The organism is Kosakonia sp. PSU_27, assembly GCF_039409795.1.
GTDB lineage: Bacteria > Pseudomonadota > Gammaproteobacteria > Enterobacterales > Enterobacteriaceae > Kosakonia.
In genome coordinates this window covers 748,259-769,007 of sequence record NZ_JBCIVK010000001.1, presented here as the reverse complement: position 1 = coordinate 769,007, position 20,749 = coordinate 748,259, and the positions used below count along the sequence as shown (strand labels likewise).

The following is a 20,749-nucleotide window of genomic DNA, read 5'->3' as shown; positions in this document are numbered from 1 at the left end:
AGTAATGTGAGGGTTACTATTTTTCGCGTATTAAGGAGAGGCGTAGATGTTAAATATTGCCAGAAGCACCGGTAATTCCACCACCGGTGTGCATATGCTGCAACGCTTTAAAAATGGCTACCGCATTCGTTGTAATCGCGAGACCTTAAAGCGGTTCACTTCCATCGATGTTAAGCCGGAGTATCAACATCTGTTCGGCGCAGATGGCGAAGGTATCTACCATTCGGCAACCTTTCCAACTATTGCTGAAGGCGCGCAAGCGCTGTGCAACTTCATCCGGACGGTTTGCGGTCTGGAGTGTCAATGGAAACCGTAACGGTGTGGCGGTTTCACGCGATGAACCTGTAAAAATAAGGGTATTTTCGAACATTTTCGTGCCTGTTGGCGGCGTCTCATCCGCGCCGGGAAAGAGTGGCGATGCCGTGGCTGACGTTGAAACGGGAATTAGTGTCGGCTGGCAGGAGACCAGCCGACGCTATGATTGTTGCGCACGTCGCCGATTTACGGCGACGTATTCATCACCACCGTTTTACTGCGAATCGTGTTCGTTCAAAGTCAAACGCTCGCCGGAACCCTGAAAACGCTCACCAACTCTTTCATCACTCTGGCTTGTTCGTTGAGCATTTCAGACGCGGCAACCGACTCTTCGACCAGCGCCGCATTTTGCTGGGTAGTGGTATCAATCTGGCCGATCGCAATGTTGATTTGCTGTACGCCGTCACTCTGTTCGAGGCTCGCTTGTTCGATCTCTTTCAGAATACTGGAGACGTTATCCACGTTCTCGACCATTTCGTCCATTTTACCGTTCACCTGACGCACCATTTCCAGGCCGCGTACGCTCTGCTGTGTCGAGTTTTCAATCAGCGCACGGATATCTTTCGACGAATTCGCCGTTTTCTGCGCCAGATTGCGAACTTCCTGCGCCACCACGGCAAACCCTTTGCCATGTTCACCTGCGCGTGCTGCTTCAACCGCGGCGTTAAGTGCCAGGATATTGGTCTGGAAGGCGATAGAATCAATCAAATTAATAATGTCAGACATTTTGTCCGCCGAGCTGCTGATATTGTGAATTTCCTGCGTCAGCGAGGTCATCAATTTGCCGTTATCTTTCGCCGCGTCACTGGCTCTTGCAGAAAGCTGCGACGCATTTGCCGTATTATCACCCGTATTCTTAACCGTTGAAGAGATTTGCTCCATGGAGGCGGCAGTTTGCTCAATGGAACTCGCTTGTTCTTCCGTACGGGCAGATAAATCGCGTGTGCCGGCCATGATCTGCGATGCGCCAGTGGCAATATTTTCCGCGCCGCTGCGGATCTCCAGAACAATTTTTTTCAGCTCCTCCTGCATGTGGCCGATTGCGCCTGTCAGCAGCCCCGTTTCGTCTTTTGAGGTGACTTTTATCTCGGTGCCCAGATCGCCTTTCGCGATCCTGATCGCCGCATCAACGGCATGTTTGATAGGGCCAACAATGGCACGTGAAATAATGATTGCCATGATAATGCCGAATATAAAACAGATGAGGGTAATGAAGATCATCACCATTCGGCTCAGATTGTAATCATGCAAAAAATCACTATATGACGTTTGCATTTCATCCCGTTGCAGGCTGATAAAGTTATTAATTTGTTCAATATACTGACTTTCATAATTACGCGTGTTGGTTGTATATTCCGTGATGGCGGCGTCAGGATTGGTTTGTATATTGCCAATCACTTTGCTACGGGACTGAATATAGAGACTGCGCGCGGCGGTGATTTTCTCTAACAGAGCCTGCGACGCATCATCATCAGCCTGTTTATTCAGCTGTTTATACAGTTCGCTTATTTGTTCAGACCTGGCGGCAAGGTCTGTAATCAACTGTGCTTTTTTAGCTGCATCTTTTTCAATGATCGCATTAAGAAACAGTGTCGTTGAACCATTAACATCGCGGATTAAATTATTACCCAGCGCGGTGGTCGGGTAATCTTCAGTCACGATTTTGGATATTTTATTTTTCGCCTCATCAAGCCGGTAAATCGCATTTCCGGCAATAAAAAGTAATAACAATAATAATATCCCGAAAGATAGCATTATCTTATTTCTGATACTTATACCCTTTGGCTTACCGATCGTTGTTGTATTTTCCATGGTCTTCCCTTAGTGAAATTTATCTGCATGCCTGGCCGCTATAGCGGTCGGCATCTACGTTTTATCGGCCATGAGAAGGTATTGATTAGTGATCGATCGTTAAAATCTTAATAAAAATGAAAAGCAATAGTTTATATCTATCAATTGTAAGGTGATCGATCGTTGATATATTGTATAATTCTGATGCAGCAATTTTTTTGAATGAAATTGATATTGTTAACGTAAATTAAAGAAATATCACTGAGGAGAGAAACCGCGTAAATAAAATGTATGGCGGCAATAAACCGTAACGCACCGATCTACAGAGCAATATTTATTGCCAGAGAATAAATAATCACCTAAGTAAGTACTTCAGAATTATTGCATAAGAAATACATCAAACCAGACAGATATGGTCGCTTTGGTATGCCGCACGGCGTTCTCTATCCAGCGCGGCATTCACTATGGCTACTGCAACAGTATTTTTACGGTTAATTGCTGATATAGGTCAGATAAGCCGCCAGATAAACGACACCACAGGCAAACCATATTTTTGCCAGAAACTGATAATCGTTTTTGTCCATTTTTCCCGCACCTTTCAAAAAGTATACGTAATGGCAATGACCGCTGAGCTTTGGTTACGGCGCAGCACAATTGGGCTGTCAGCCGCGTGATCGTTCAGCCATGTGTAATTGGCGCTCAGCAATGTTCCCCAGTGGGCATCAAATTGATGGCTCCACGTCAGGCTATTATCGATCCCATAAAATCCCTGTTCTGCGTGGTAGCGCGCATAGCCGGAACGCAGACTTTGCTTTTGGCTGACACCGTAAAACGTGTTCATATATCGGCTATCGCCAAACAGCGCGGCAGACTGGAAAGCCAGCGTATCGCGGGTGGTCTGCACTGGCAGCAAAGTGAGGGACGCCTGATACTGCACCCCCTGGCTGTCGGTAAGTGGCAGGGTGGCTTTGCTTTCCAGCACCAGCCAGTCTGTGGCTTGCCAGCCAACCGCCAGCGCGGTATTCAGCGTGGCGTCAATATTGCCCATGCCTTTTAAGTTTTCCGCGCCGTCCCGCCAGCCAGAATCACGATCGGCGCGGCCTGACGCATAACCCAGCGTATGTTCCAGATAAAAACCATTGTCGGTTTGCAGGTCATAACCCAGCCCTTTTTGCGAATCAAAAAAGAGCGCATTATCGCGGATCTGAATTACCGGAACCACCTGCACACGTTGCTTGTCTGAACCGCTGTAGCGCGGGGCATATTCCCCGCCAATGCCCACCGTCACTCCGTTTTGCACGGCGGGGGCGTCGTCGGCTCTGGCTGTGGAGGCAAACAGAGCCAGCAGGGGACAGGCGCTATACAACACGGTTTTTCTCATTATCATCATCACATCTCGCTGGGTGGGGTAGTATGCTGCGGCGAAGGTTCGCCATGTCCTGACAAGGAATATAGACAGGTCATATCAATAAACGGTCAGGGAATTATTAAGAAATGGTCAAGGTAAGCAAATGATATCCCGTAGAGTGCTTGTGATTGAAGATGATGCCGATGCGGCCAGCGTACTGGAAGCCTATCTGCGACGTGAAAACTATGACGTTTCGCTGGCCGGAGATGGGCTGACAGGGCTGGACATGGCGCAGCGCTGGAAACCCGATCTGATCTTACTGGATATCATGTTGCCGGGCATGAATGGCACCGAGGTGCTGGCGGCGCTGCGGCGCATTAACGATGTCCCGGTGATCATGGTCACCGCCATGGGGGATACTTCTGAGCGCATAGGGGCGTTGCGATACGGGGCCGATGATTATGTGGTGAAACCGTATCACCCTGGCGAAGTGGTGGCACGCGTGCAGGCGGTGCTGCGGCGCAGTAAACGAACGAACACGCAGGAAGAGGTGCTCCGCTGGCAGACGCTGGAGGTGGATACTGTCGCCATCACCGCAACGGTCACGCAGGCTGAAAACAGTGTGCGCAGCCTGGAACTGACGCCAACGGAGTTTTCTATTCTGATAACGCTGATGCGCCACCCGACATTGCCGTTTTCCCGCCAGCACTTGCTGGAACACTGTTTGCCGGAGAGCGAAGCGCTGGAGCGCGTGGTCGATACGCATGTCTACAACTTGCGCAAAAAGCTGGAAAACGCGGGTGTTACCGGCGTTTTAGCGAATGTGCGCGGTATTGGATACAGGTTCCGCCAGCCATGAAAAATCGTGCTCATCAATCGCTGTGGCGCTGGATTTGCGCGCGCATCATCGCGCTGGCTATCGGCACTGTAATTGTCATTGCCCTGTGTATGTGGCTGCGTTGCGCCGTGCAAAACTTCTGGGTTTTGCATGATATGCCGTCTGCGGTGAAGGCGGAGTACCTCGCCCTGCTGGACAACCCGCAGGCGAACCCGGTGCGTTTCCATGAGATCGTCGATAAATGGTGGGGGATAAGCTATTCGAAGCCCTCCATCGCCTCGGCCGACTGGATCATGGTGGGCGTGCTGGTACTGGTGATGATCCCCTTTATTGTGATTATGGGGCTACGTTACGCCCGGCCACTCTCTTTACAGTTCAGCCACCTGCGCGAAGCGGCCGATGAAGTCACGCAAGGCGAATTTGGCCGCCAGGCGGACCTGGTAAAAGATGCGCCCGCCGAAGTGGTTCGTTTTGTCAGCGATTTTAATGACATGACCCGTCAGCTGGCGCGCTACGACCGGGAGTTGCGCGCGTCGCACGTTGCGATGGCGCACGAGCTGCGTTCTCCGCTCACCGCCGCCATTGGTCGCCTGCAAGGGATGCTTGATGGCGTCTTTGAACCCAGCCAGCAACAACTGGGGATGGTGATGAAACAGCTACAGCACCTGAGCCGCCTCACGGATGAGTTGCATCTGCTTTCGCTGGCCGATGCTGGTCAACTGACGCTTAATCTTCAGCCGCTGTCGCTGGAAGATCTGTTAGCCGAGCAGCTCGCCTGGCTGAAACCGCAGGCTGATGCCGCGGGAATAACTATGGCGCTGACGTCCCGTTCCTCTTCGCTGTTTACTGGCGATGCGTTCCGGCTGGGGCAGGTCTTTATCGTGCTGATGGAAAATGCGCTGCGCTATGGCCGGCGGGGCGGCCAGCTTGCGATCCACCTCAGTCAGCAGGGGAGCGCGTGGCGGATCGATTTTGAGGATGACGGACCGGGCGTGGAAAGCGATTTTCTGCCAATCATGTTCGATCGCTTTACCCGCGCGGAAACCTCCCGCGCCAGGCATTCCGGCGGCAGCGGGCTGGGGCTTTCTATCGCGCGGGCGATATGTGTTGCCCACGGCGGCAGTATCAGTGCGGCGCTGCCCGAAAAAGGCGGATTACGGATCAGCATTACTCTCCCTGTGGATGGTCGCGGCGAAAAAAAATTGCACTCTTGATGAATTCTTGACGAAACGTGGAGTGATTCTCGACGCACGCCACGTTAAATGGCGCCATTACCGATCCGGAGTGGCGTCATGTCAGAACAATTCACCGATTATTTTCGTCAAAGCCTGCACCACCTTTTTAATGCGGCACGCGCTTTATCCTTCCTCGCTCTGCTTCCGTTACTGGTTACGGCGGCGGTCATTCCGCTGTTGACGGGGTGCGGAGAGAAAAAAACAGATCACGCCGCACCGCCCAGGCCTGTGCGTTATCTGGTAGTCGCGCAGGCGTCGCCGAATCCGGGCACGGTACGAACCGGCGAGATCCACGCCCATGATGAAACGGTGCTGGCTTTCCGGCTGGATGGCCGTATGGTCAGCCGGCAGGTGGATATCGGCGCGCGCGTACATGCCGGGCAGGTGCTCGCCACGCTGGAAAGTGAAACCGGCAAGAACCAACTGGCCAGCGCCACCGCCGATATGGAAAGCGCCCGCGCCGCCGAACAGCTTGCCGCGCTGAACCTGAACCGGATGCAGAAACTGATGCCCTCCGGCGCGATCGCCCGCACGCAGCTTGATAGCGCCCGTGCCGACTGGCAGTCAGCCGCATCCCGCCTTAAAAGCAGCGCTGCAGCAGTGCGCAATGCCCGGGATAATCTGGCCTGGACCCAACTGACCGCGCCTGCCGATGGCGTTATCACCCGCGTTAACGCCTCTGCAGGACAAGTGGTCAGCGCCGGAGAAAGCATCTTCACGCTGGCGACCAGCGACGCGCGCGATGTGGTTTTTGCTATCGCCGATCCGCAATTACTGCCCGCGCAGGCAGCAAAGACGCACCTGTTTTCGGTCTCGCTGCTGGCCGACCCCACGCAGAAAACCACCGGCGTATTGCGTGATATCAGCCCGCAGGCCGATCCGCAAACGCGCACATGGCAGGTCAGGCTGACGCTTCAGTCCCCACTAGCGGCGATGGCACTGGGTGCCAGCGCCATCGTTGATATTCCGGTGGCGACATCGTCCGGCTTTGTGGTGCCCGCCTCGGCGTTGAGCCGCGTCGGCGACCAGCCGGCGGTCTTTGTCATCGACAAACAGTCGCAGGCGCAGCTTCGGACGGTCACGCTTGCGAGCTACACCGCCTCGTCTGCGGTGATTGCAACCGGCATCAGTGCGGGTGACCGGGTTATCACCGCAGGCGTAAGCAAACTGCGCGCCGGTGAAAAAGTGACGCCGGGAGAGCTGCAGCCATGAGCTCTGTTGAAACCAAACCGCGTTTTAATCTTTCTGCCTGGGCGCTTGAACACCAGCAACTGGTGAGCTTTTTTATGATGCTGGTTATTGCCACCGGCATCCTCTGTTATGAAAACCTGCCGCGCAATGAAGATCCGGCGTTTACCATCAAGACGGCGGTGGTCTCGGCGCAGTGGCCTGGCGCGACGGTTACCGACACTACCCGGCTGGTCACGGATGTACTGGAAAAAAAATTACAGGAGATCCCGTGGCTGGATTACATCGAAAGCGAAAGCCGGGCAGGCAGCGCCGTTATCTATGTAAATCTGCGCGATGACACCCCGCCGGCGCAAGTGCCGGACATCTGGTATCAGGTGCGCAAAAAGATGCAGGACATTGCGCCTTCGCTACCGCAGGGTGTGCAGGGACCGGCGGTAAATGACGAATTTGATGATACGTTCGGCACGATTTATGGCTTCACGGCGGAGGGCTACACGGCGCGTGAACTGCGCGATCGGGTGGAAGATATTCGCCGCGACCTGATGTCAGTGCATGATATTGGCAGAATCACTCTGCTGGGCGAACAGCAGGAGCAGATCGTCATTGCGTTTTCTCCCCGCCAACTGGCTGGCATGGGGCTGGATATCCAGCAGGTGAGCGATGCACTCAATGCGCAAAATGCCGTCGAGCCAGCCGGGATTATTCGTACCGGGCAGGATAACGTTGCGCTGCGGGTTAGCGGCGCGCTGACCACGGAAGAGAGCCTGCGGGCGGTTACCCTGCATATCAACGATCGCTATATTCCCCTGACCGATATCGCCACCGTGAGCCGCCAGCTCGCCGAACCGCCAGCGCCGGTGTTTCGTGTCAACGGTCAGCCTGCGGTGGGGCTGGCCATTTCCATGGCCTCCACCGGTAACATGCTGCGTTTCGGCCAGGCGCTCAACGCCAGGATGGCAGAGATTAAAACCCAGTTGCCCCACGGTATAGAGATGACAAAAGTCGCCGATCAATCCGCGGTGGTGAGTGATGCGGTTAGCGGCTTTGTGCGGGTGCTTGTCGAAGCGGTGCTGATTGTGCTGGCTGTTTCATTTGTCTCGCTGGGGATGCGGGCAGGGCTGGTGGTGGCCGCCGCCATCCCGCTGGTGCTGGCGATGACGTTTGCCGGAATGATGCTGGCCGGTATTGGCTTGCAGCGGATTTCTCTGGGCGCGCTGATCATTGCACTTGGCCTGCTGGTGGATGATGCCATGATCACCGTCGAAACCATGGTCGCCAGGCTGGAAGCCGGCGAATCGCGCAAAAGCGCCGCTACCTACGCCTTTAAAACCACCGCGTTTCCTATGCTTACCGGGACGCTGGTGATGATCGCCGGTTTCATTCCCGTCGGGTTTGCCGCCTCCAGCGCCGGGGAGTACTGCTTTTCGTTATTTGCCGTGGTGCTGATAGCGCTACTTTGCTCGTGGGTGGTGGCGATCCTGTTCTCGCCGTTGACCGGGGCCTGGCTGCTGCCCGCCAGAATAGAAAGCCACAGCAAAGGCAGCGGACGCCTGGCGCGTGTCTACCAGGCCTTACTGGCGCGCGCGCTGCGCCACCGCTTAATGACCATTGGCCTCGCAGTGGTAGCGCTGGCGCTGGCGTGCGTGGGGGCCACCCGAATGCACGGGGAGTTTTTCCCGGCATCGGATCGCCCCGAACTGCTGGTCAGCCTGTCGCTGCCCGCTAATACCGCGCAACTGGAAACAGAAAAGCAAGTCGAACGGCTGGAAAAGGTGTTGAACGGTAACAAGGATATTGATCACTACACGACCTATGTCGGCTCCGGCGCGATACGTTTTTATCTGCCGATGGATGTCCTGCGCGATAACGAAAACACGGCGCAACTGGTGGTGGTGGCAAAAGATTTAGCGGCGCGCGATCGCCTGCGCCAGCAACTGGACAGCGTGCTGGAAAGCCAGTTCGCCGGGTTTACCACGCGCGTTTCGCCGCTGGAGTTAGGGCCGCCGGTAGGGTGGCCAGTGAAATACCGGGTGAGCGGGCCGGATTATGCCAGGGTACAACAGTTCGCGCGTCGGCTGGCGAGTGACATTGGCACTTCATCGCTTGCCCGCGAAGTGAATTTGACCGCTGGTGAACCGGAAAGAACCATCACGTTGCAGGTGAACCAGACTGCGGCGCGGGCGGCAGGGGTTTCGTCGCAGAGCATTGCACAAATGCTGAATACGGTCTGGTCCGGGCGTACGGTAACCACGGTGCGGGATAATGATCGGCTGGTGGATGTGGTTCTCCGTGGCAACGATCGTGAACGGCTGGATATCGGCACGTTATCGACACTGATGTTGCCTGGCGCTAACGGCACGAAAATTCCACTGAACGAAGTGGCAACCGTGCGCTGGGGCGTGGACGATCCGGTTATCTGGCGTCGCCAGCGGCTGCCGTTTATTACGGTGCAAACCGATCTGGCACCCGGTGTGAGTGCCGAAAACCTGTCGGCTGGCCTGCGCCCGGCGGTGGATAAACTGCGTGCGCAACTGCCTGCAGGATACCGGATCGAAGAGGGCGGCACGGTAGCGGAATCGGCAAAGGGGAACGGCTCGGTTTACGCGGTGCTACCGGTGACGCTTATCGTGATGCTGGTGTTGTTAATGCTCCAGTTGCAGCGTTTTTCCCGCATGTTGCTGGCGCTGTTGATGGCACCTTTTGGTTTGCCTGGCATTGTGCTGGCGATGCTGCCGACCGGCACGCCGATGGGGTTTGTCGCCTTGCTTGGCGTGATTGCGCTGGCGGGGATGATAATTCGCAACGCCGTCATTTTGATAAGCGAAGTGGACAGCAATCTGGCGCAGGGGATGGCTGCGAACGAGGCGATTGTGGCTGCCGCAGAACACCGCGCCCGCCCGATTATGCTGACGGCATGTGCCGCCATTCTGGGCATGATCCCGATTTCACATCAGGTGTTCTGGGGGCCAATGGCCTATGCAATTATCGGCGGGCTGGTTGTCGCCACGCTGGTGACGCTTACCGTTTTACCGGCGGCGTTCAGCCTGCTGCTGGATAAAGAAAGACGCCATTAATGGAGGTGCCAGGAGGGGCATCACGCGCCAGGGCGAGATGTCTTTAAAGTAAATGCCAAAAGCGCCGATAAGGAGAGTGGGGCGCATGCAGGATTTTTCAGCGCCGGAAGCGATAAAGTAACCAGGATGTTGCCAAAAATTTTCTGCAAAAGGGATTGATGACAGGCAGACCGCCAGCGCGGGGTGGTCTGCATAAAGGTATTCAAAATGATAAAGGTGCTGAAAAAAGGCGTTTCCATATATATAGCAGCGTTATTATTATCTTTTGCTTTTTTCTATATTGTTGCGCAAGTCGCCTACTATGCTTTTATCCAGGAAAAAGTAGAAGATTATGCCGAATCGATACTTGCCCGCAGCGATAATATTATTCTTCAGGTTCGCGAAATCAACGCATTACGCGAAGAGTTTTCCGTCTACACCCCGTGTAGCGATCCCTATTTGCACGCGTTAAGAAAACGCTTATGGCCTTATCCGCTGATCAAAGATATTGGCTATGTTGAAGACGGCAGAATAATCTGTTCCGCGCTGTGGGGGAAATATGCTGCGCCGTTGTCTCTCAATGTGTTCAAAAACAAAGTGAGCAGAGGCAGTTATACGTGGGTGTTTGATGCACTGATTGAGAGCAATATCACTGCGGATGTCGTTTATAATAATAATTTTTCTGTTACAGTGTCACCTTTCGCTTTCACCCGTTTTCGCGAAGATTCTATCCGCTGGGGTTTTAATGCGGTGGTCGGAGACTACAACCACAAACAACATTTTTTCCGCGTAGGCAATAATACATCGCTGCTCGAAAATATAGAGCATGGTAAAGTGCATGAACTCTTTTTTATTACTGAAAAGTCATGTGATGCGCGGCATGATATCTGCGTTGTGGCTGGCGTCAGACACTCTTTCGTGTTTAATAACAACGGCTATATTCTTCTTTTCCTCTTTTGCGTCGCCTCGTTGGTGGGGTTGATTATTGGCGCGTTAATCAATAAAAATCAGCATGAGAACCAGTCATTATTAACCCGATTAGAAAATGCCATTATTAATAAAGAGTTGCATTTTGTTTATCAGCCGCTGTACCGGGTAAAAGATAAAAGTATCATCGGTGTCGAAGTGCTGTTGCGCTGGAATGATAAACAGATGGGAAATATCGGACCGGATATTTTCATTCCGCTGGCAGAAGAAAATGGCTTGATTAATAAGATAAGTCTCTACGTGGTTGAACATGCGATCAAAGAGTGTGGTGCTGCGTTGAGAGAAAAAGATATTACGCTAAGCATAAACGTCAGTTGTTCAGATATCTGTTCAAAAACGTTTTATCAGCGGCTTATCGATACCCTGCAACAAGAAGGCGTGGCAGGGAAACATATCATGCTGGAAATCACCGAAAGGCAGAGTGGCCGCATAGAAGATATTATGCAGTCAATATGTTTATATAAAGAGCATGGCGTGTTATTTGCGCTGGATGATTTCGGTACCGGTTATTCCAATTTAAAATGGCTGTCCATGCTGGATGTAGATGAAATAAAAATTGATAAATCAATAACGGATTCTATCGGTACACAATCCATTAACCGCCATATTCTGCCTGGTCTTATCGCCATGTTTAAAGATATGCCACGCATTATCGTTTTCGAAGGCGTCGAAAATGAAGCGCAGCATCTTTTTTTGCAAGGCAATTTGCCGGAATCCTGTGCACAGGGCTGGTATTTTTCCAAAGCATTAGCTTTTTCTGAGATAGAAAATCTTCTGGCACAGGTAAAACAAATGGGTGAATGCGCCGTTGAGGGCGCTGACAACAACGTCGCCGTAATGGCACCCTGACAGCGAAACGGCGCTGCCACCGGAGGCGGCTCTGTTTTTACAATCAATGGGTAACGCTCTACACTGGTGGGCAGTTTCCCCATTGGATGTCCCGGATGACGACACTTAAAAGTAATAATTTCTTTTTTATCATTCTGTTATTACTGGTCAGTCTGGCGTTTTTCAGCCTGATCCAGCCTTACTACTCCGCCATTATCTGGGCGGTGATCCTGGCGCTGATTTTTTACCCGCTGCGCATGCGTTTATCGGCGTTGCTCGGCGGACGTAACGGCGTGGCATCGCTTATCACCGTGTTGCTGATCTGCGTGATTGTCTTTATTCCGTTGATGATGGTGCTCTCCTCGATCGCCGTGGAGGTCAATAGTCTGTACCAGCGGTTGCAGAATAACGGCACCGATTTGCCGCAGTTGTTAAGCGACGGGATCGCGCATCTGCCGGAGTGGGCAAAAAATTCGCTGCGTGAAAATGATTTCGATTCGGTCGCCGCGATCCGCGAAAAACTCTCCGGCGTGGCGCTGAGCGTTGGGCGCTATCTGGCGGGCAGCGCGGTACTGATCGGCAAAGGTACGCTGGGAATTACGGTCGGCTTCTGTTTGATGGTCTATTTACTGTTCTTTTTACTGAAAGATGGCGCAGAACTGGTGCGCAAAATCTACGACGTGGTGCCGCTGTCGGCGACCATCAAACGCCGCCTGTTTCTGAAATTCGCCGGTGTGGCGCGCGCAACGGTAAAAGGCACGCTGGTCGTGGCCATTGTGCAGGGGGCGCTGGGCGGTATCGGTTTCTGGTTTGCCGGGTTCAACGGCAGCCTGCTGTGGGCGACGTTAATGGCGTTTTTGTCGCTGATCCCGGCAGTGGGGACGGCGATTGTCTGGGTCCCGGCGGTGATCTTTCTCTACTCCACTGGTGAGCTGGTCACTGCGACCGTTCTGACACTCTACTTCGTGATTGTGGTGGGGCTGGCTGACAATCTGTTGCGCCCGCTGCTGGTGGGCAAAGATACCCGCATGCCGGACTACCTGATCCTGCTTACTACGCTCGGCGGGCTGCAGTTCTTTGGCATTAACGGTTTTGTGCTGGGGCCAATGATTGCCGCGCTGTTTATTACCTCATGGAATTTGCTGGCGCAGTCGCGGGCGAATACAGAAAAACAAGCGTAATAATATTTAAAAACGCCGTCTGGAAATTTATGGCGGCGTTTTTGTTTGTCGTAAAGAAGTGCAAAGACTTTGAGTAAAATCTTAGCCTGTGATAAAAAAGGGCGGTGTTTAACTACTGAGGACAATTTATTTCCGCTACGATGAGAAGCAATTTGCGGATAATTGTAATTATATGGACATTCTGTTCAGCGTCTTAAAACCTGATTCTTCCCTCCCGTTTTCTTCCTGCTGCCTGCTGGCAGATGACCAGTACTGGCGCTCTGCGCTGTAGTTTTCTCTCTGCCTGAGCTGGCACGTTGTGCCCGGCTGACATCGTTGTTTTTCCGGTTTCCCGTCGTTCGGTAAGCCGCAGGAAAGTATGTTCTCAAGCAGGAGAAAAAAATGATTTACTGGATTTTATTAGCCCTGGCGATTGTTGCTGAAATAACCGGCACGTTGTCGATGAAATGGGCAAGTATTAGTGATAGTCACACCGGTTTTATTTTAATGCTGGTGATGATTGCGCTGTCGTATATTTTTCTGTCATTCGCGGTTAAAAAAATAGCCCTCGGCGTGGCGTACGCATTATGGGAAGGCGTTGGCATATTCATAATTACTATTTGTAGCGTCTTTCTTTTCGATGAACCATTATCGACGCTGAAAGCCGCCGGTCTGGCTACGCTGGTACTGGGCATTGTGTTGATCAAATCCGGGACGCGCAAAGCCGTGTGTCAGGAGCGTAACCATGCTGCAGTTTGAGTGGGTTCACGGCCTGTGGCTGGCAACGGCGATTGTGCTGGAGATCGCGGCGAACATCTTTTTAAAGTTCTCAGACGGTTTTCGCCGCAAGTGGTATGGTTTCGCTTCCCTTTTCGCTGTGTTAGCGGCATTTAGCGCCTTATCGCAGGCGGTGAAAGGTATCGATCTCGCGGTGGCGTATGCCCTGTGGGGCGGGTTTGGCATTGTCGCCACGCTCGCCGCCGGCTGGGTGCTCTTTGGGCAGCGTCTGAATTATAAAGGCTGGCTTGGCCTGGTTCTGCTGATTGTCGGTATGACACTGATAAAACTCGCCTAATGTTAAGTTGCCCACGTTTGTGGGCAATGAAATTCGCGGGCGGTATCAGGCTTAGGATACTATCTCCCCACACCTCTGTTTCCCTCGACACCAGTAAGGGACGGCCAATGTTTAATCCGTTAAGCTGGCGCAATCTCCCCACGGCAAGGACGCTGTTTGTCATGCTCTTTATGGCCGGCATCGGACTGATTGTTTCCGTCGTCGCGCTGCTCTATCTTTCGCTGCACCTCATTAGCACCAAGGCCAATGAAATTGATGAACACCGCACCGCGCTGTCTGTGCAGGGGGCGATTCAGACGGCGGTAAACCGGACCCGGTCGCTGGTCATTGATAACGCTGTCTGGGATGAAGCGGTTAAGGAAGCGTATCGTCCTCAGCTGGATAGTGCGTGGTTATACAGCACCTGGGGTTCGGGTTTTAAAATCAATAACCTGTACGACGGTACCTTTGTGCTGGATGAGAAGTTCGCTGTGCTGTGGGGGGCGTTTCGCAGCCAGCCTTTTAGCGGGCCTAATCTCGCGTTTTTTGGTGACGGACTGGCCGCGCTGATTCGTGATAACAGCGAGCCGCTGCGCGCGGGAAAAGAGGTTTTCGCGGGGATCACCCGCACCCGCGAAGGGGTGGCATTTGTCAGTATCGGACTTATTCGCCCGGCGAGCGGGCGGCTTAACGTTTATGACGAGACGCGCCGCTACCTGGTGATCACCCGCCATCTCAATGCGAAGCTCCTCAGCGATCTGGGAACGACCTTTCAGATTGATGACTTGCGCTTGCAGACGCGACATGCCGGCGTAGCCAGCATACCGCTGCGCGGTTCGGCAGGTGAAACGCTGGGATATCTGAGCTGGACGCCGCATTTACCCGGCGCGGAGGCCGCGCAGGCGGCAGCGGCCAATATCCGCCAGATAGCCGCGTTAGCGGCGGGGTTGATCCTGCTGTTTATCGCCCTCAGCAGCGCCGGGCTTTACAAACTGGCGCGTGGGGAAAAGCTGGCGCGCAAAATCGCCCTGACGGACTGGCTGAGCCGTTTGCCTAACCGCCGCGCGCTGATTGAACACCTCGATAACCTGAGCGCAATGGGCGATCCCGAAATGATCAGCGTGGTGTTTATCGATCTCGACGGCTTCAAAGACGTGAATGACATATATGGCCACGATGTTGGTGACCGGTTGATTGTGACAATCGCCGATACGCTACGGCAGAAAGTGCCGACCGGCGGCATGCTGGCGCGAATGGGCGGTGATGAATTCGCCATGACGCTCAGCGGCCCGTGGTCACTGGAAAAAGCCGACGATTTTGCGCATAACGTGTTGCGCTACCTTGAGATGCCCGTGCGCATTGGCAAACGTACTATCCATATTGGTGCCAGCATCGGTATTGCCAGCGGTACGCTGCTGGAGTGCTCCAGTTCAGAGTTGTTTCGCCGCGCGGATATCGCCATGTATCACTCGAAAATTACCGGCAAAGCGCGAATGACCCACTATGACGCAGAGCTGAACAGCGCGCGTGAACGGCAATTAATGATTGAGAATGACATCCGTGACGGACTGGAGCGCGATGAGTTTGATGTCTGGTATCAACCGATTGTCGACGCGCAAAGCCAGACGATGACTGGCGTTGAAGCGCTGGCGCGCTGGCCGCGCCGGCCGGATGGCGAACTCAAGCCGGATGACTTTATCCCGGTCGCCGAAACCAGCGGGCTTATCTACGCACTCGGACAGTTTGTGCTGCGCCGCGCCTGCAGCGATTTGCAGCAGCTTAATCATCTGAAATTGTCGGTTAATATCTCGCCTGCGCAATTTCGCGACCCGGAATTTGAAGACAAAGTGGCGCGGGTGCTGGAAACCTGCCTGTTTCCGGCGCACCGCTTACAACTGGAGGTGACGGAAACCTACGTGCTGGAAAACCCGGAGCGCGCCCGTTCGGCCATCGCCAATCTGAAAGCGCTGGGCACGGCGGTTGCGCTGGATGATTTCGGGACGGGTTATTCGAGTATTGGTTACCTGCGGCGCTTTAATTTCGACACCATCAAAATTGATAAATCGCTGGCCGGGCTGGTGGATGACGACGAACAAGCCTCGGCGCTGGTGAGCGGCACGATCCGTATTGCCAGCGCGCTGGGCATGCAGGTGGTGGCGGAAGGTGTGGAAAACGAGAAGCAGATGAAGCTGCTGCGGCTGGCCGGCTGCGACCAGCTGCAGGGGTACTATTTCAGCGAACCGATGCCGATTAAAGATATTTTGCAGTTACCTTTGCTGCGAAAGGGCTGAATTACTCGTCTGCCTCTTTTGCCAGCGCTTCCAGTTTGTCATGAAAACCGGTAACCGAAATGGCGCGGTTGTCGGCGCGCCAGCGATCTTTCGCCGCCGGCGCCGAGCTTTGCACGGCAATCAACTGCCAGCCCGCATCGGTTTTTAACATCAGTGGCGAACCGCTGTCGCCGGGCAGCGTGTCGCACTGGTGCGACAATACGCTATTTTGCGCCCAGCCGGTGACGACACAATCCTGGTGGCTGAACAGGCTATCAAGATGATCTTCCGGGTAGCCCGCCTGCGTGACTTTACGGTCGGTCGCTTTTAATGCAGCGGTGAGTTCATCTTTATCGCCGACAAAGATCGGCAGCGGGGTAATGCCGGAAGGGGGATACCGTAACACGATCAGCCCGAAATCCCAGGGCGCGGCAGAAGAGGGAACAATCCAGCCATCGCCGTCGGCTTTCAGGCGGTGGCCGAGCGACGGATCGACACGGCCTTCGATACCGTGAATTTCATACCGCCAGCTGCCTCGTTGCGAAACAAAGCGCAGCGCTACGGCTTTGTCCGCTTTGCCGCGCGGCGGTGTTAACAGGCAGTGTCCGGCGGTTAATGCCAGGTGCGGCGAGATAAGCGTAGCTGTGCACAGATTGCCGCTGGCGGTTTCCAGCTGACCAATCGCATCCCACGGCGCTTTGGTAGGGGTAGTAACAGGAACCCTGTCATCATGACCAAAAAAGAGCGTTTTCACATCACGGGCGCTTATCGCGTCATCGCCGCCATCGTCAGCATGTCCAACAGCGGAAAACAAAAACAGCGGTCCCAGCAACAGCACAACGGTTTTTCGCATATCACACTCTGGTGGGGTAATTATGATTATTAACGTAAGCCCAGGTAAACAAATATAGACGGGACGAGCAGAAAGTGGGAGTAAAATCAGCGTGCTACATTAATAAAGATAAAAGCGGACGGCAATCAGTGCGCAGATGATTAACATCGCCAGAATGACTTCAAAACGATAACGTCGCAGCATCATAGGCCCTCCAGAGAAAAACGGCGCTTCACCCTAAGGGTTCAGCGCCGACTTGTCACAGCGTTCTGATACGAACGCCGGTATCAGACACGTTTACTTATGCAGCCGGTTGTGCAGCCGGTTTGGTCGCAGTGTGTTTAACGTGTTTTTTGTGGTGTTTTTTCGCAGCCTGAGCTTTCTGCTCTACAGCTGGTTTAGCTGCTTTTTTGTGATGTTTTTTCACTTTTGCGGCCTGAGCTTTCTGCTCAACGGCTTTTTTGTGTTTTTTGTGCACTTTTTTAGCCGGTGCAGCTTTAGTGGTGGCAGCCGGTGCAGCGGTCGTTGCTGCCGGAGCAGCAGCCGGAGCCTGGGTAGAAGTAGCGGTGTCAGCAGCGAAAGCAGCAGAAGACAGACCCAGAGCAGCGGCAACAACCAGAGCTAATACTTTTTTCATTCCGATATCCTCGAATTGGTTTCTTCATTCAACCCCACTGCGGGGCCGTTGAAAGAACTATATCCCTGTAATTAAACGCCTTCCGTGAGTGATTGGTTTCGGCGTGTAACGTAATGTACAGAGCGAGGAACCGCGCCGGAACTGCCGCTCCGGCGCGGGTGTATCAGAGGTAACGGCGGAGAAGATGCTGGTGGAAATAGTCGGCGTTTAGCGCTTCGCCGGTGGCATTCTGAATAAGCTGCGCGGTACTGAAGCGGCTGCCGTGCTGCCAGATATTTTGTCGCAGCCAGTCAAAGAGCGCCGTAAGATCGCCTGCGGCAATCGCCTCGTCCAGTCCTGGCAGCGCGGTTCGCGCGGCGTGGAACAGTTGCGCGGCATACATGGCACCGAGCGTATACGACGGGAAATAACCAAAGCCGCCATCGGTCCAGTGAATGTCCTGCATACAGCCGTTGCGGTAGTTGCCTTCGGTGGAAAGCCCCAGCCAGGCCTGCATTTTTTCATTCCACAACCCCGGAATATCGTCAACCTCAATCTCGCCGTCGATCAGCGCGCGTTCAATCTCATAACGCAGGATCACATGAGCCGGGTAACTCACTTCGTCCGCATCGACACGGATATAACCCGGTTTTACGCGCTGGTTCCAGGCGACAAAGTTGCGCGCTTCAAACGCTGGTTGCATCCCGAAACGTTCAATAATGGCCGGTTGCAGACGGCGCAGGAAAGCCTCGCTGCGGCCTAACTGCATTTCAAAGAACAGGCTTTGTGATTCATGAATCGCCGTGGAACGCGCCAGCGCAATCGGCTGCCCCGGCCAGCTGCGCGGCAGATTTTGTTCATAACGCGCGTGGCCGGTTTCATGTACCACGCCGAACAGCGCGCTCAACAACTCATTTTCATCGTAACGCGTGGTAATACGCACATCTTCCGGAACGCCGCCGCAGAAAGGATGGGCGCTGACGTCGAGCCGCCCGCCGTTAAAGTCGAAACCGAGTTCCTTCATCGCCTGCAAACCCAGTTCACGCTGGTCGGCAATCGGGAACGGCCCCTGCGGTGCTATCAATGCTTGCTGCTCCTGTTTTGCCACCGCTTTTTTCAGCAGATCCGGCAACCAGGATTTTACTTCGCCAAACAGTTCATCAAGGCGGGCGCTGGTCATATCCGGCTCGAATTTATCCAGCAGCGCATCGTACGGTGAACACCCTTTCGCGGCGGCCCGCAGGCTGGCCTCTTCACGCGCCAGTTTAACCACCTCTTTCAGGTTGGCTGAAAAGCCTGTCCAGTCATTGGCCGGACGCTGTGTGCGCCAGGCGTGCTCACATTTGCTGCCCGCCAGCGACTGCGCTTCAACCAGCGATTCCGGCAGCAGTGCCGCTTCCTGGTAGTGCCGTTCAATTTCGCGCAGGTTGGCCTGCTCAATATCGTCCAGATCTTCTTGCCGCGCGTTGGCGATCCACTCGCCCACCTGTTTATCGGTCAGGATCTGGTGGCGCAGGACACTTAACTCTGCCAGCGCTTCGCCGCGTGCTGCGCTACCGCCTGGCGGCATCATGGCAAACATATCCCAGCTGGCAATCGAAGCGAGGTGTGAAAAGCGCGACAGGCGCAGGAAAGTGCGGGTGAGCTGGTGATAGTTATGCTTGTCCATAATGCCTCTGATTTTTAGCGTGTGATCGTGTAACCACCTAAAAGTAGTAGTTATTCAATACTTTTCCTGAACTGTATCATAATAGGAATAATCTATTTAAATAACCAATACCAACGCGTAACGCAGTAATATTATGAATCCTTTTATCTGGGTAATATTTGCTCTGCTGGCGCTTGATGCGGTGCGGGAATTAATGGGCGCGGCGTCGATTTTGAGTCTGTTTTAACACACACAAGCACAGAGTAAAAAAAAGCCCTGCATGCGCAGGGCCGTTAACTATCGCGGCATCAGTGCAGGCGAGAGTGGAGCCTGCTTCCTACCAGGATAGCAATCACCAGCATGGCGGCGATAAAACCGCCGACGCCGTTCCAGCCATAGCTGTGCCAGAACACGCCACCTAATGTCCCTGCCACGCTGGAGCCGAGATAGTAGCTAAATAAGTAGAGCGACGAGGCCTGGCCTTTGGCGCGTCGCGCGCGCGGGCCAATCCAGCTGCTGGCAACGGAATGGGCGGCAAAGAAGCCTGCGGTAAACAGCAGCATACCGATGAAAATCAGCCCCAGCGTTGAAAACAGCGTGAGCAACAACCCCAACAGCATGATGGCGGTAGCGCCAACCATCACCGGCCCGCGCCCATATTTATTGGTCATCACACCGGCTTTCGGCGAACTCCATGTGCCCGTCAAATAGGCAACGGAAAGCAGCCCCACCACCGCCTGGCTCAGCATCCACGGCGATTGCATCAGGCGGTAACCGATGTAGTTAAATAGGGTGACGAACGAGCCCATCAGCAAAAAGCCTTCCAGAAACAACAGCGGCAATCCCTGGTCGCGCCAGTGCAGGCGGAAATTGATAAACAGCGTTTTTGGCCGCAGCGAGGTTGGGCGGAAATGGCGTGATTCGGGCAGGATCCGCCAGAACATCAGCGCGGAAGCCAGCGCAAAGCAGCCAATTACCGCCAGCGCGATACGCCAGTTAAAAAAGTCGGTAAACACGCCGCTCAGCAGACGTCCGCTCATGCCGCCGATGGAGTTGCCGCTGATATACAGCCCCATTGAGAAGGCAACAAAACTGGGGTGGATCTCTTCGCTTAAATAGGTCATGCCAACGGCCGCAACGCCGCTGAGCGATAAGCCAATCAACGCGCGCATCACCAGGATGCCGTGCCAGCTGGTCATCATGGTTGACAATAATGTGCAGCACGATGCCAGCAGCAGCGCGGTGACCATCACTTTTTTTCGCCCGATGGCGTCCGAAAGCGGGCCGGTAAACAGCAGACCAATTGCCAGCATAGCGGTGGAGATCGAGAGGGAAATACTGCTGCTGGCCGGAGAGACGCCAAACTCCTGTGACAGCACCGGTAAAATGGGCTGAACACAGTACAGCAGGGCGAATGTCGCTAACCCGGCGGAAAAGAGCGCCAGCGTGACGCGCATAAATTGGGGAGTACCACGTTTAATAAATTGTCCCGGCAAAGAGACTGGTTTTTCGTCGACGACGCTTGCCGGCCCGGTGTCAACGGTTGTTGTACGACTCACTGGAGATCCTTAACGTTTTATACC

At 54.0% G+C, this 20,749-nt stretch carries 17 protein-coding genes; 11 read left to right on the top strand and 6 right to left on the bottom strand.

Annotation, left to right across the window (positions count from 1 at the left end; translation table 11 throughout):
* Positions 1-46: 46 nt before the first annotated feature.
* A complete protein-coding gene (locus AAIG26_RS03575; protein ID WP_016496231.1) occupies positions 47-316 on the top strand; it encodes a hypothetical protein in 270 nt (89 codons plus the stop codon).
* Positions 317-555: 239 nt separating this feature from the next.
* Here the strand turns inward: AAIG26_RS03575 and AAIG26_RS03570 are convergent, their stop codons facing one another.
* Complete coding sequence (locus AAIG26_RS03570) at positions 556-2,127, bottom strand: methyl-accepting chemotaxis protein (protein ID WP_343179676.1); 1,572 nt, start codon at positions 2,125-2,127, stop codon at positions 556-558.
* A gap of 577 nt (positions 2,128-2,704) precedes the next feature.
* Positions 2,705-3,487 (bottom strand): MipA/OmpV family protein, encoded by a 783-nt coding sequence (locus AAIG26_RS03565; protein WP_238328393.1) that lies wholly within the window; start codon positions 3,485-3,487, stop codon positions 2,705-2,707.
* A gap of 130 nt (positions 3,488-3,617) precedes the next feature.
* On the opposite strand from AAIG26_RS03565, the gene AAIG26_RS03560 reads away from it, so the two are divergent.
* From AAIG26_RS03560 to AAIG26_RS03520, 9 genes are all read left to right on the top strand, one after another.
* On the top strand, positions 3,618-4,313 hold the full coding sequence (locus tag AAIG26_RS03560; RefSeq protein WP_045513407.1) for a response regulator: 696 nt from the start codon (positions 3,618-3,620) through the stop codon (positions 4,311-4,313).
* Entirely contained in the window at positions 4,310-5,506 is a 1,197-nt protein-coding gene (locus AAIG26_RS03555; RefSeq protein ID WP_016496226.1) for an ATP-binding protein, read from the top strand. The genes AAIG26_RS03560 and AAIG26_RS03555 overlap by 4 nt, the downstream gene beginning before the upstream one ends.
* Positions 5,507-5,584: 78 nt before the next feature.
* A complete protein-coding gene (locus AAIG26_RS03550; protein WP_343179675.1) occupies positions 5,585-6,739 on the top strand; it encodes an efflux RND transporter periplasmic adaptor subunit in 1,155 nt (384 codons plus the stop codon).
* Positions 6,736-9,792, top strand: coding sequence for an efflux RND transporter permease subunit (locus AAIG26_RS03545; protein ID WP_343179672.1), 3,057 nt, complete (start codon positions 6,736-6,738; stop codon positions 9,790-9,792). Before AAIG26_RS03550 ends, AAIG26_RS03545 begins: the two co-directional genes overlap by 4 nt.
* 207 nt (positions 9,793-9,999) lie before the next feature.
* A complete protein-coding gene (locus tag AAIG26_RS03540; RefSeq protein ID WP_016496223.1) occupies positions 10,000-11,607 on the top strand; it encodes an EAL domain-containing protein in 1,608 nt (535 codons plus the stop codon).
* Between the two features lie 95 nt (positions 11,608-11,702).
* Entirely contained in the window at positions 11,703-12,767 is a 1,065-nt protein-coding gene (locus AAIG26_RS03535) for an AI-2E family transporter (RefSeq protein WP_016496222.1), read from the top strand.
* 381 nt (positions 12,768-13,148) lie between these two features.
* A complete protein-coding gene (mdtJ, locus tag AAIG26_RS03530) occupies positions 13,149-13,505 on the top strand; it encodes a multidrug/spermidine efflux SMR transporter subunit MdtJ (protein WP_343179671.1) in 357 nt (118 codons plus the stop codon).
* Positions 13,492-13,821: a multidrug/spermidine efflux SMR transporter subunit MdtI gene (mdtI, locus tag AAIG26_RS03525; RefSeq protein ID WP_343179670.1), complete on the top strand. Its 330-nt coding sequence runs from the start codon at positions 13,492-13,494 to the stop codon at positions 13,819-13,821. The genes mdtJ and mdtI overlap by 14 nt, the downstream gene beginning before the upstream one ends.
* 107 nt (positions 13,822-13,928) lie before the next feature.
* Entirely contained in the window at positions 13,929-16,091 is a 2,163-nt protein-coding gene (locus tag AAIG26_RS03520; RefSeq protein ID WP_343179669.1) for a bifunctional diguanylate cyclase/phosphodiesterase, read from the top strand.
* Position 16,092: 1 nt separating this feature from the next.
* On the opposite strand, the gene AAIG26_RS03515 is transcribed toward AAIG26_RS03520, so the two are convergent.
* From AAIG26_RS03515 to AAIG26_RS03505, 3 genes are all read right to left on the bottom strand, one after another.
* Positions 16,093-16,923: a serine protease gene (locus AAIG26_RS03515; protein ID WP_343179668.1), complete on the bottom strand. Its 831-nt coding sequence runs from the start codon at positions 16,921-16,923 to the stop codon at positions 16,093-16,095.
* 280 nt (positions 16,924-17,203) lie between these two features.
* On the bottom strand, positions 17,204-17,539 hold the full coding sequence (gene asr / locus AAIG26_RS03510) for an acid resistance repetitive basic protein Asr (protein ID WP_016496216.1): 336 nt from the start codon (positions 17,537-17,539) through the stop codon (positions 17,204-17,206).
* A gap of 163 nt (positions 17,540-17,702) precedes the next feature.
* A complete protein-coding gene (locus AAIG26_RS03505) occupies positions 17,703-19,187 on the bottom strand; it encodes a carboxypeptidase M32 (RefSeq protein ID WP_343179667.1) in 1,485 nt (494 codons plus the stop codon).
* A gap of 133 nt (positions 19,188-19,320) precedes the next feature.
* Between AAIG26_RS03505 and AAIG26_RS03500 the strand changes: the two genes are divergently transcribed.
* Complete coding sequence (locus AAIG26_RS03500) at positions 19,321-19,413, top strand: KPN_01571 family protein (protein ID WP_343179666.1); 93 nt, start codon at positions 19,321-19,323, stop codon at positions 19,411-19,413.
* A gap of 61 nt (positions 19,414-19,474) precedes the next feature.
* Here the strand turns inward: AAIG26_RS03500 and AAIG26_RS03495 are convergent, their stop codons facing one another.
* Entirely contained in the window at positions 19,475-20,725 is a 1,251-nt protein-coding gene (locus tag AAIG26_RS03495; protein ID WP_016496213.1) for an MFS transporter, read from the bottom strand.
* Between the last annotated feature and the right edge of the window lie 24 nt (positions 20,726-20,749).

Coding starts and splice junctions, on each gene's coding strand:
- AAIG26_RS03575 (WP_016496231.1), top strand. CDS start 47: ATGTTAAATATTGCCAGAAGCACCGGTAATTCCACCACCGGTGTGCAT.
- AAIG26_RS03570 (WP_343179676.1), bottom strand. CDS start 2,127: ATGGAAAATACAACAACGATCGGTAAGCCAAAGGGTATAAGTATCAGA.
- AAIG26_RS03565 (WP_238328393.1), bottom strand. CDS start 3,487: ATGAGAAAAACCGTGTTGTATAGCGCCTGTCCCCTGCTGGCTCTGTTT.
- AAIG26_RS03560 (WP_045513407.1), top strand. CDS start 3,618: ATGATATCCCGTAGAGTGCTTGTGATTGAAGATGATGCCGATGCGGCC.
- AAIG26_RS03555 (WP_016496226.1), top strand. CDS start 4,310: ATGAAAAATCGTGCTCATCAATCGCTGTGGCGCTGGATTTGCGCGCGC.
- AAIG26_RS03550 (WP_343179675.1), top strand. CDS start 5,585: ATGTCAGAACAATTCACCGATTATTTTCGTCAAAGCCTGCACCACCTT.
- AAIG26_RS03545 (WP_343179672.1), top strand. CDS start 6,736: ATGAGCTCTGTTGAAACCAAACCGCGTTTTAATCTTTCTGCCTGGGCG.
- AAIG26_RS03540 (WP_016496223.1), top strand. CDS start 10,000: ATGATAAAGGTGCTGAAAAAAGGCGTTTCCATATATATAGCAGCGTTA.
- AAIG26_RS03535 (WP_016496222.1), top strand. CDS start 11,703: ATGACGACACTTAAAAGTAATAATTTCTTTTTTATCATTCTGTTATTA.
- mdtJ (WP_343179671.1), top strand. CDS start 13,149: ATGATTTACTGGATTTTATTAGCCCTGGCGATTGTTGCTGAAATAACC.
- mdtI (WP_343179670.1), top strand. CDS start 13,492: ATGCTGCAGTTTGAGTGGGTTCACGGCCTGTGGCTGGCAACGGCGATT.
- AAIG26_RS03520 (WP_343179669.1), top strand. CDS start 13,929: ATGTTTAATCCGTTAAGCTGGCGCAATCTCCCCACGGCAAGGACGCTG.
- AAIG26_RS03515 (WP_343179668.1), bottom strand. CDS start 16,923: ATGCGAAAAACCGTTGTGCTGTTGCTGGGACCGCTGTTTTTGTTTTCC.
- asr (WP_016496216.1), bottom strand. CDS start 17,539: ATGAAAAAAGTATTAGCTCTGGTTGTTGCCGCTGCTCTGGGTCTGTCT.
- AAIG26_RS03505 (WP_343179667.1), bottom strand. CDS start 19,187: ATGGACAAGCATAACTATCACCAGCTCACCCGCACTTTCCTGCGCCTG.
- AAIG26_RS03500 (WP_343179666.1), top strand. CDS start 19,321: ATGAATCCTTTTATCTGGGTAATATTTGCTCTGCTGGCGCTTGATGCG.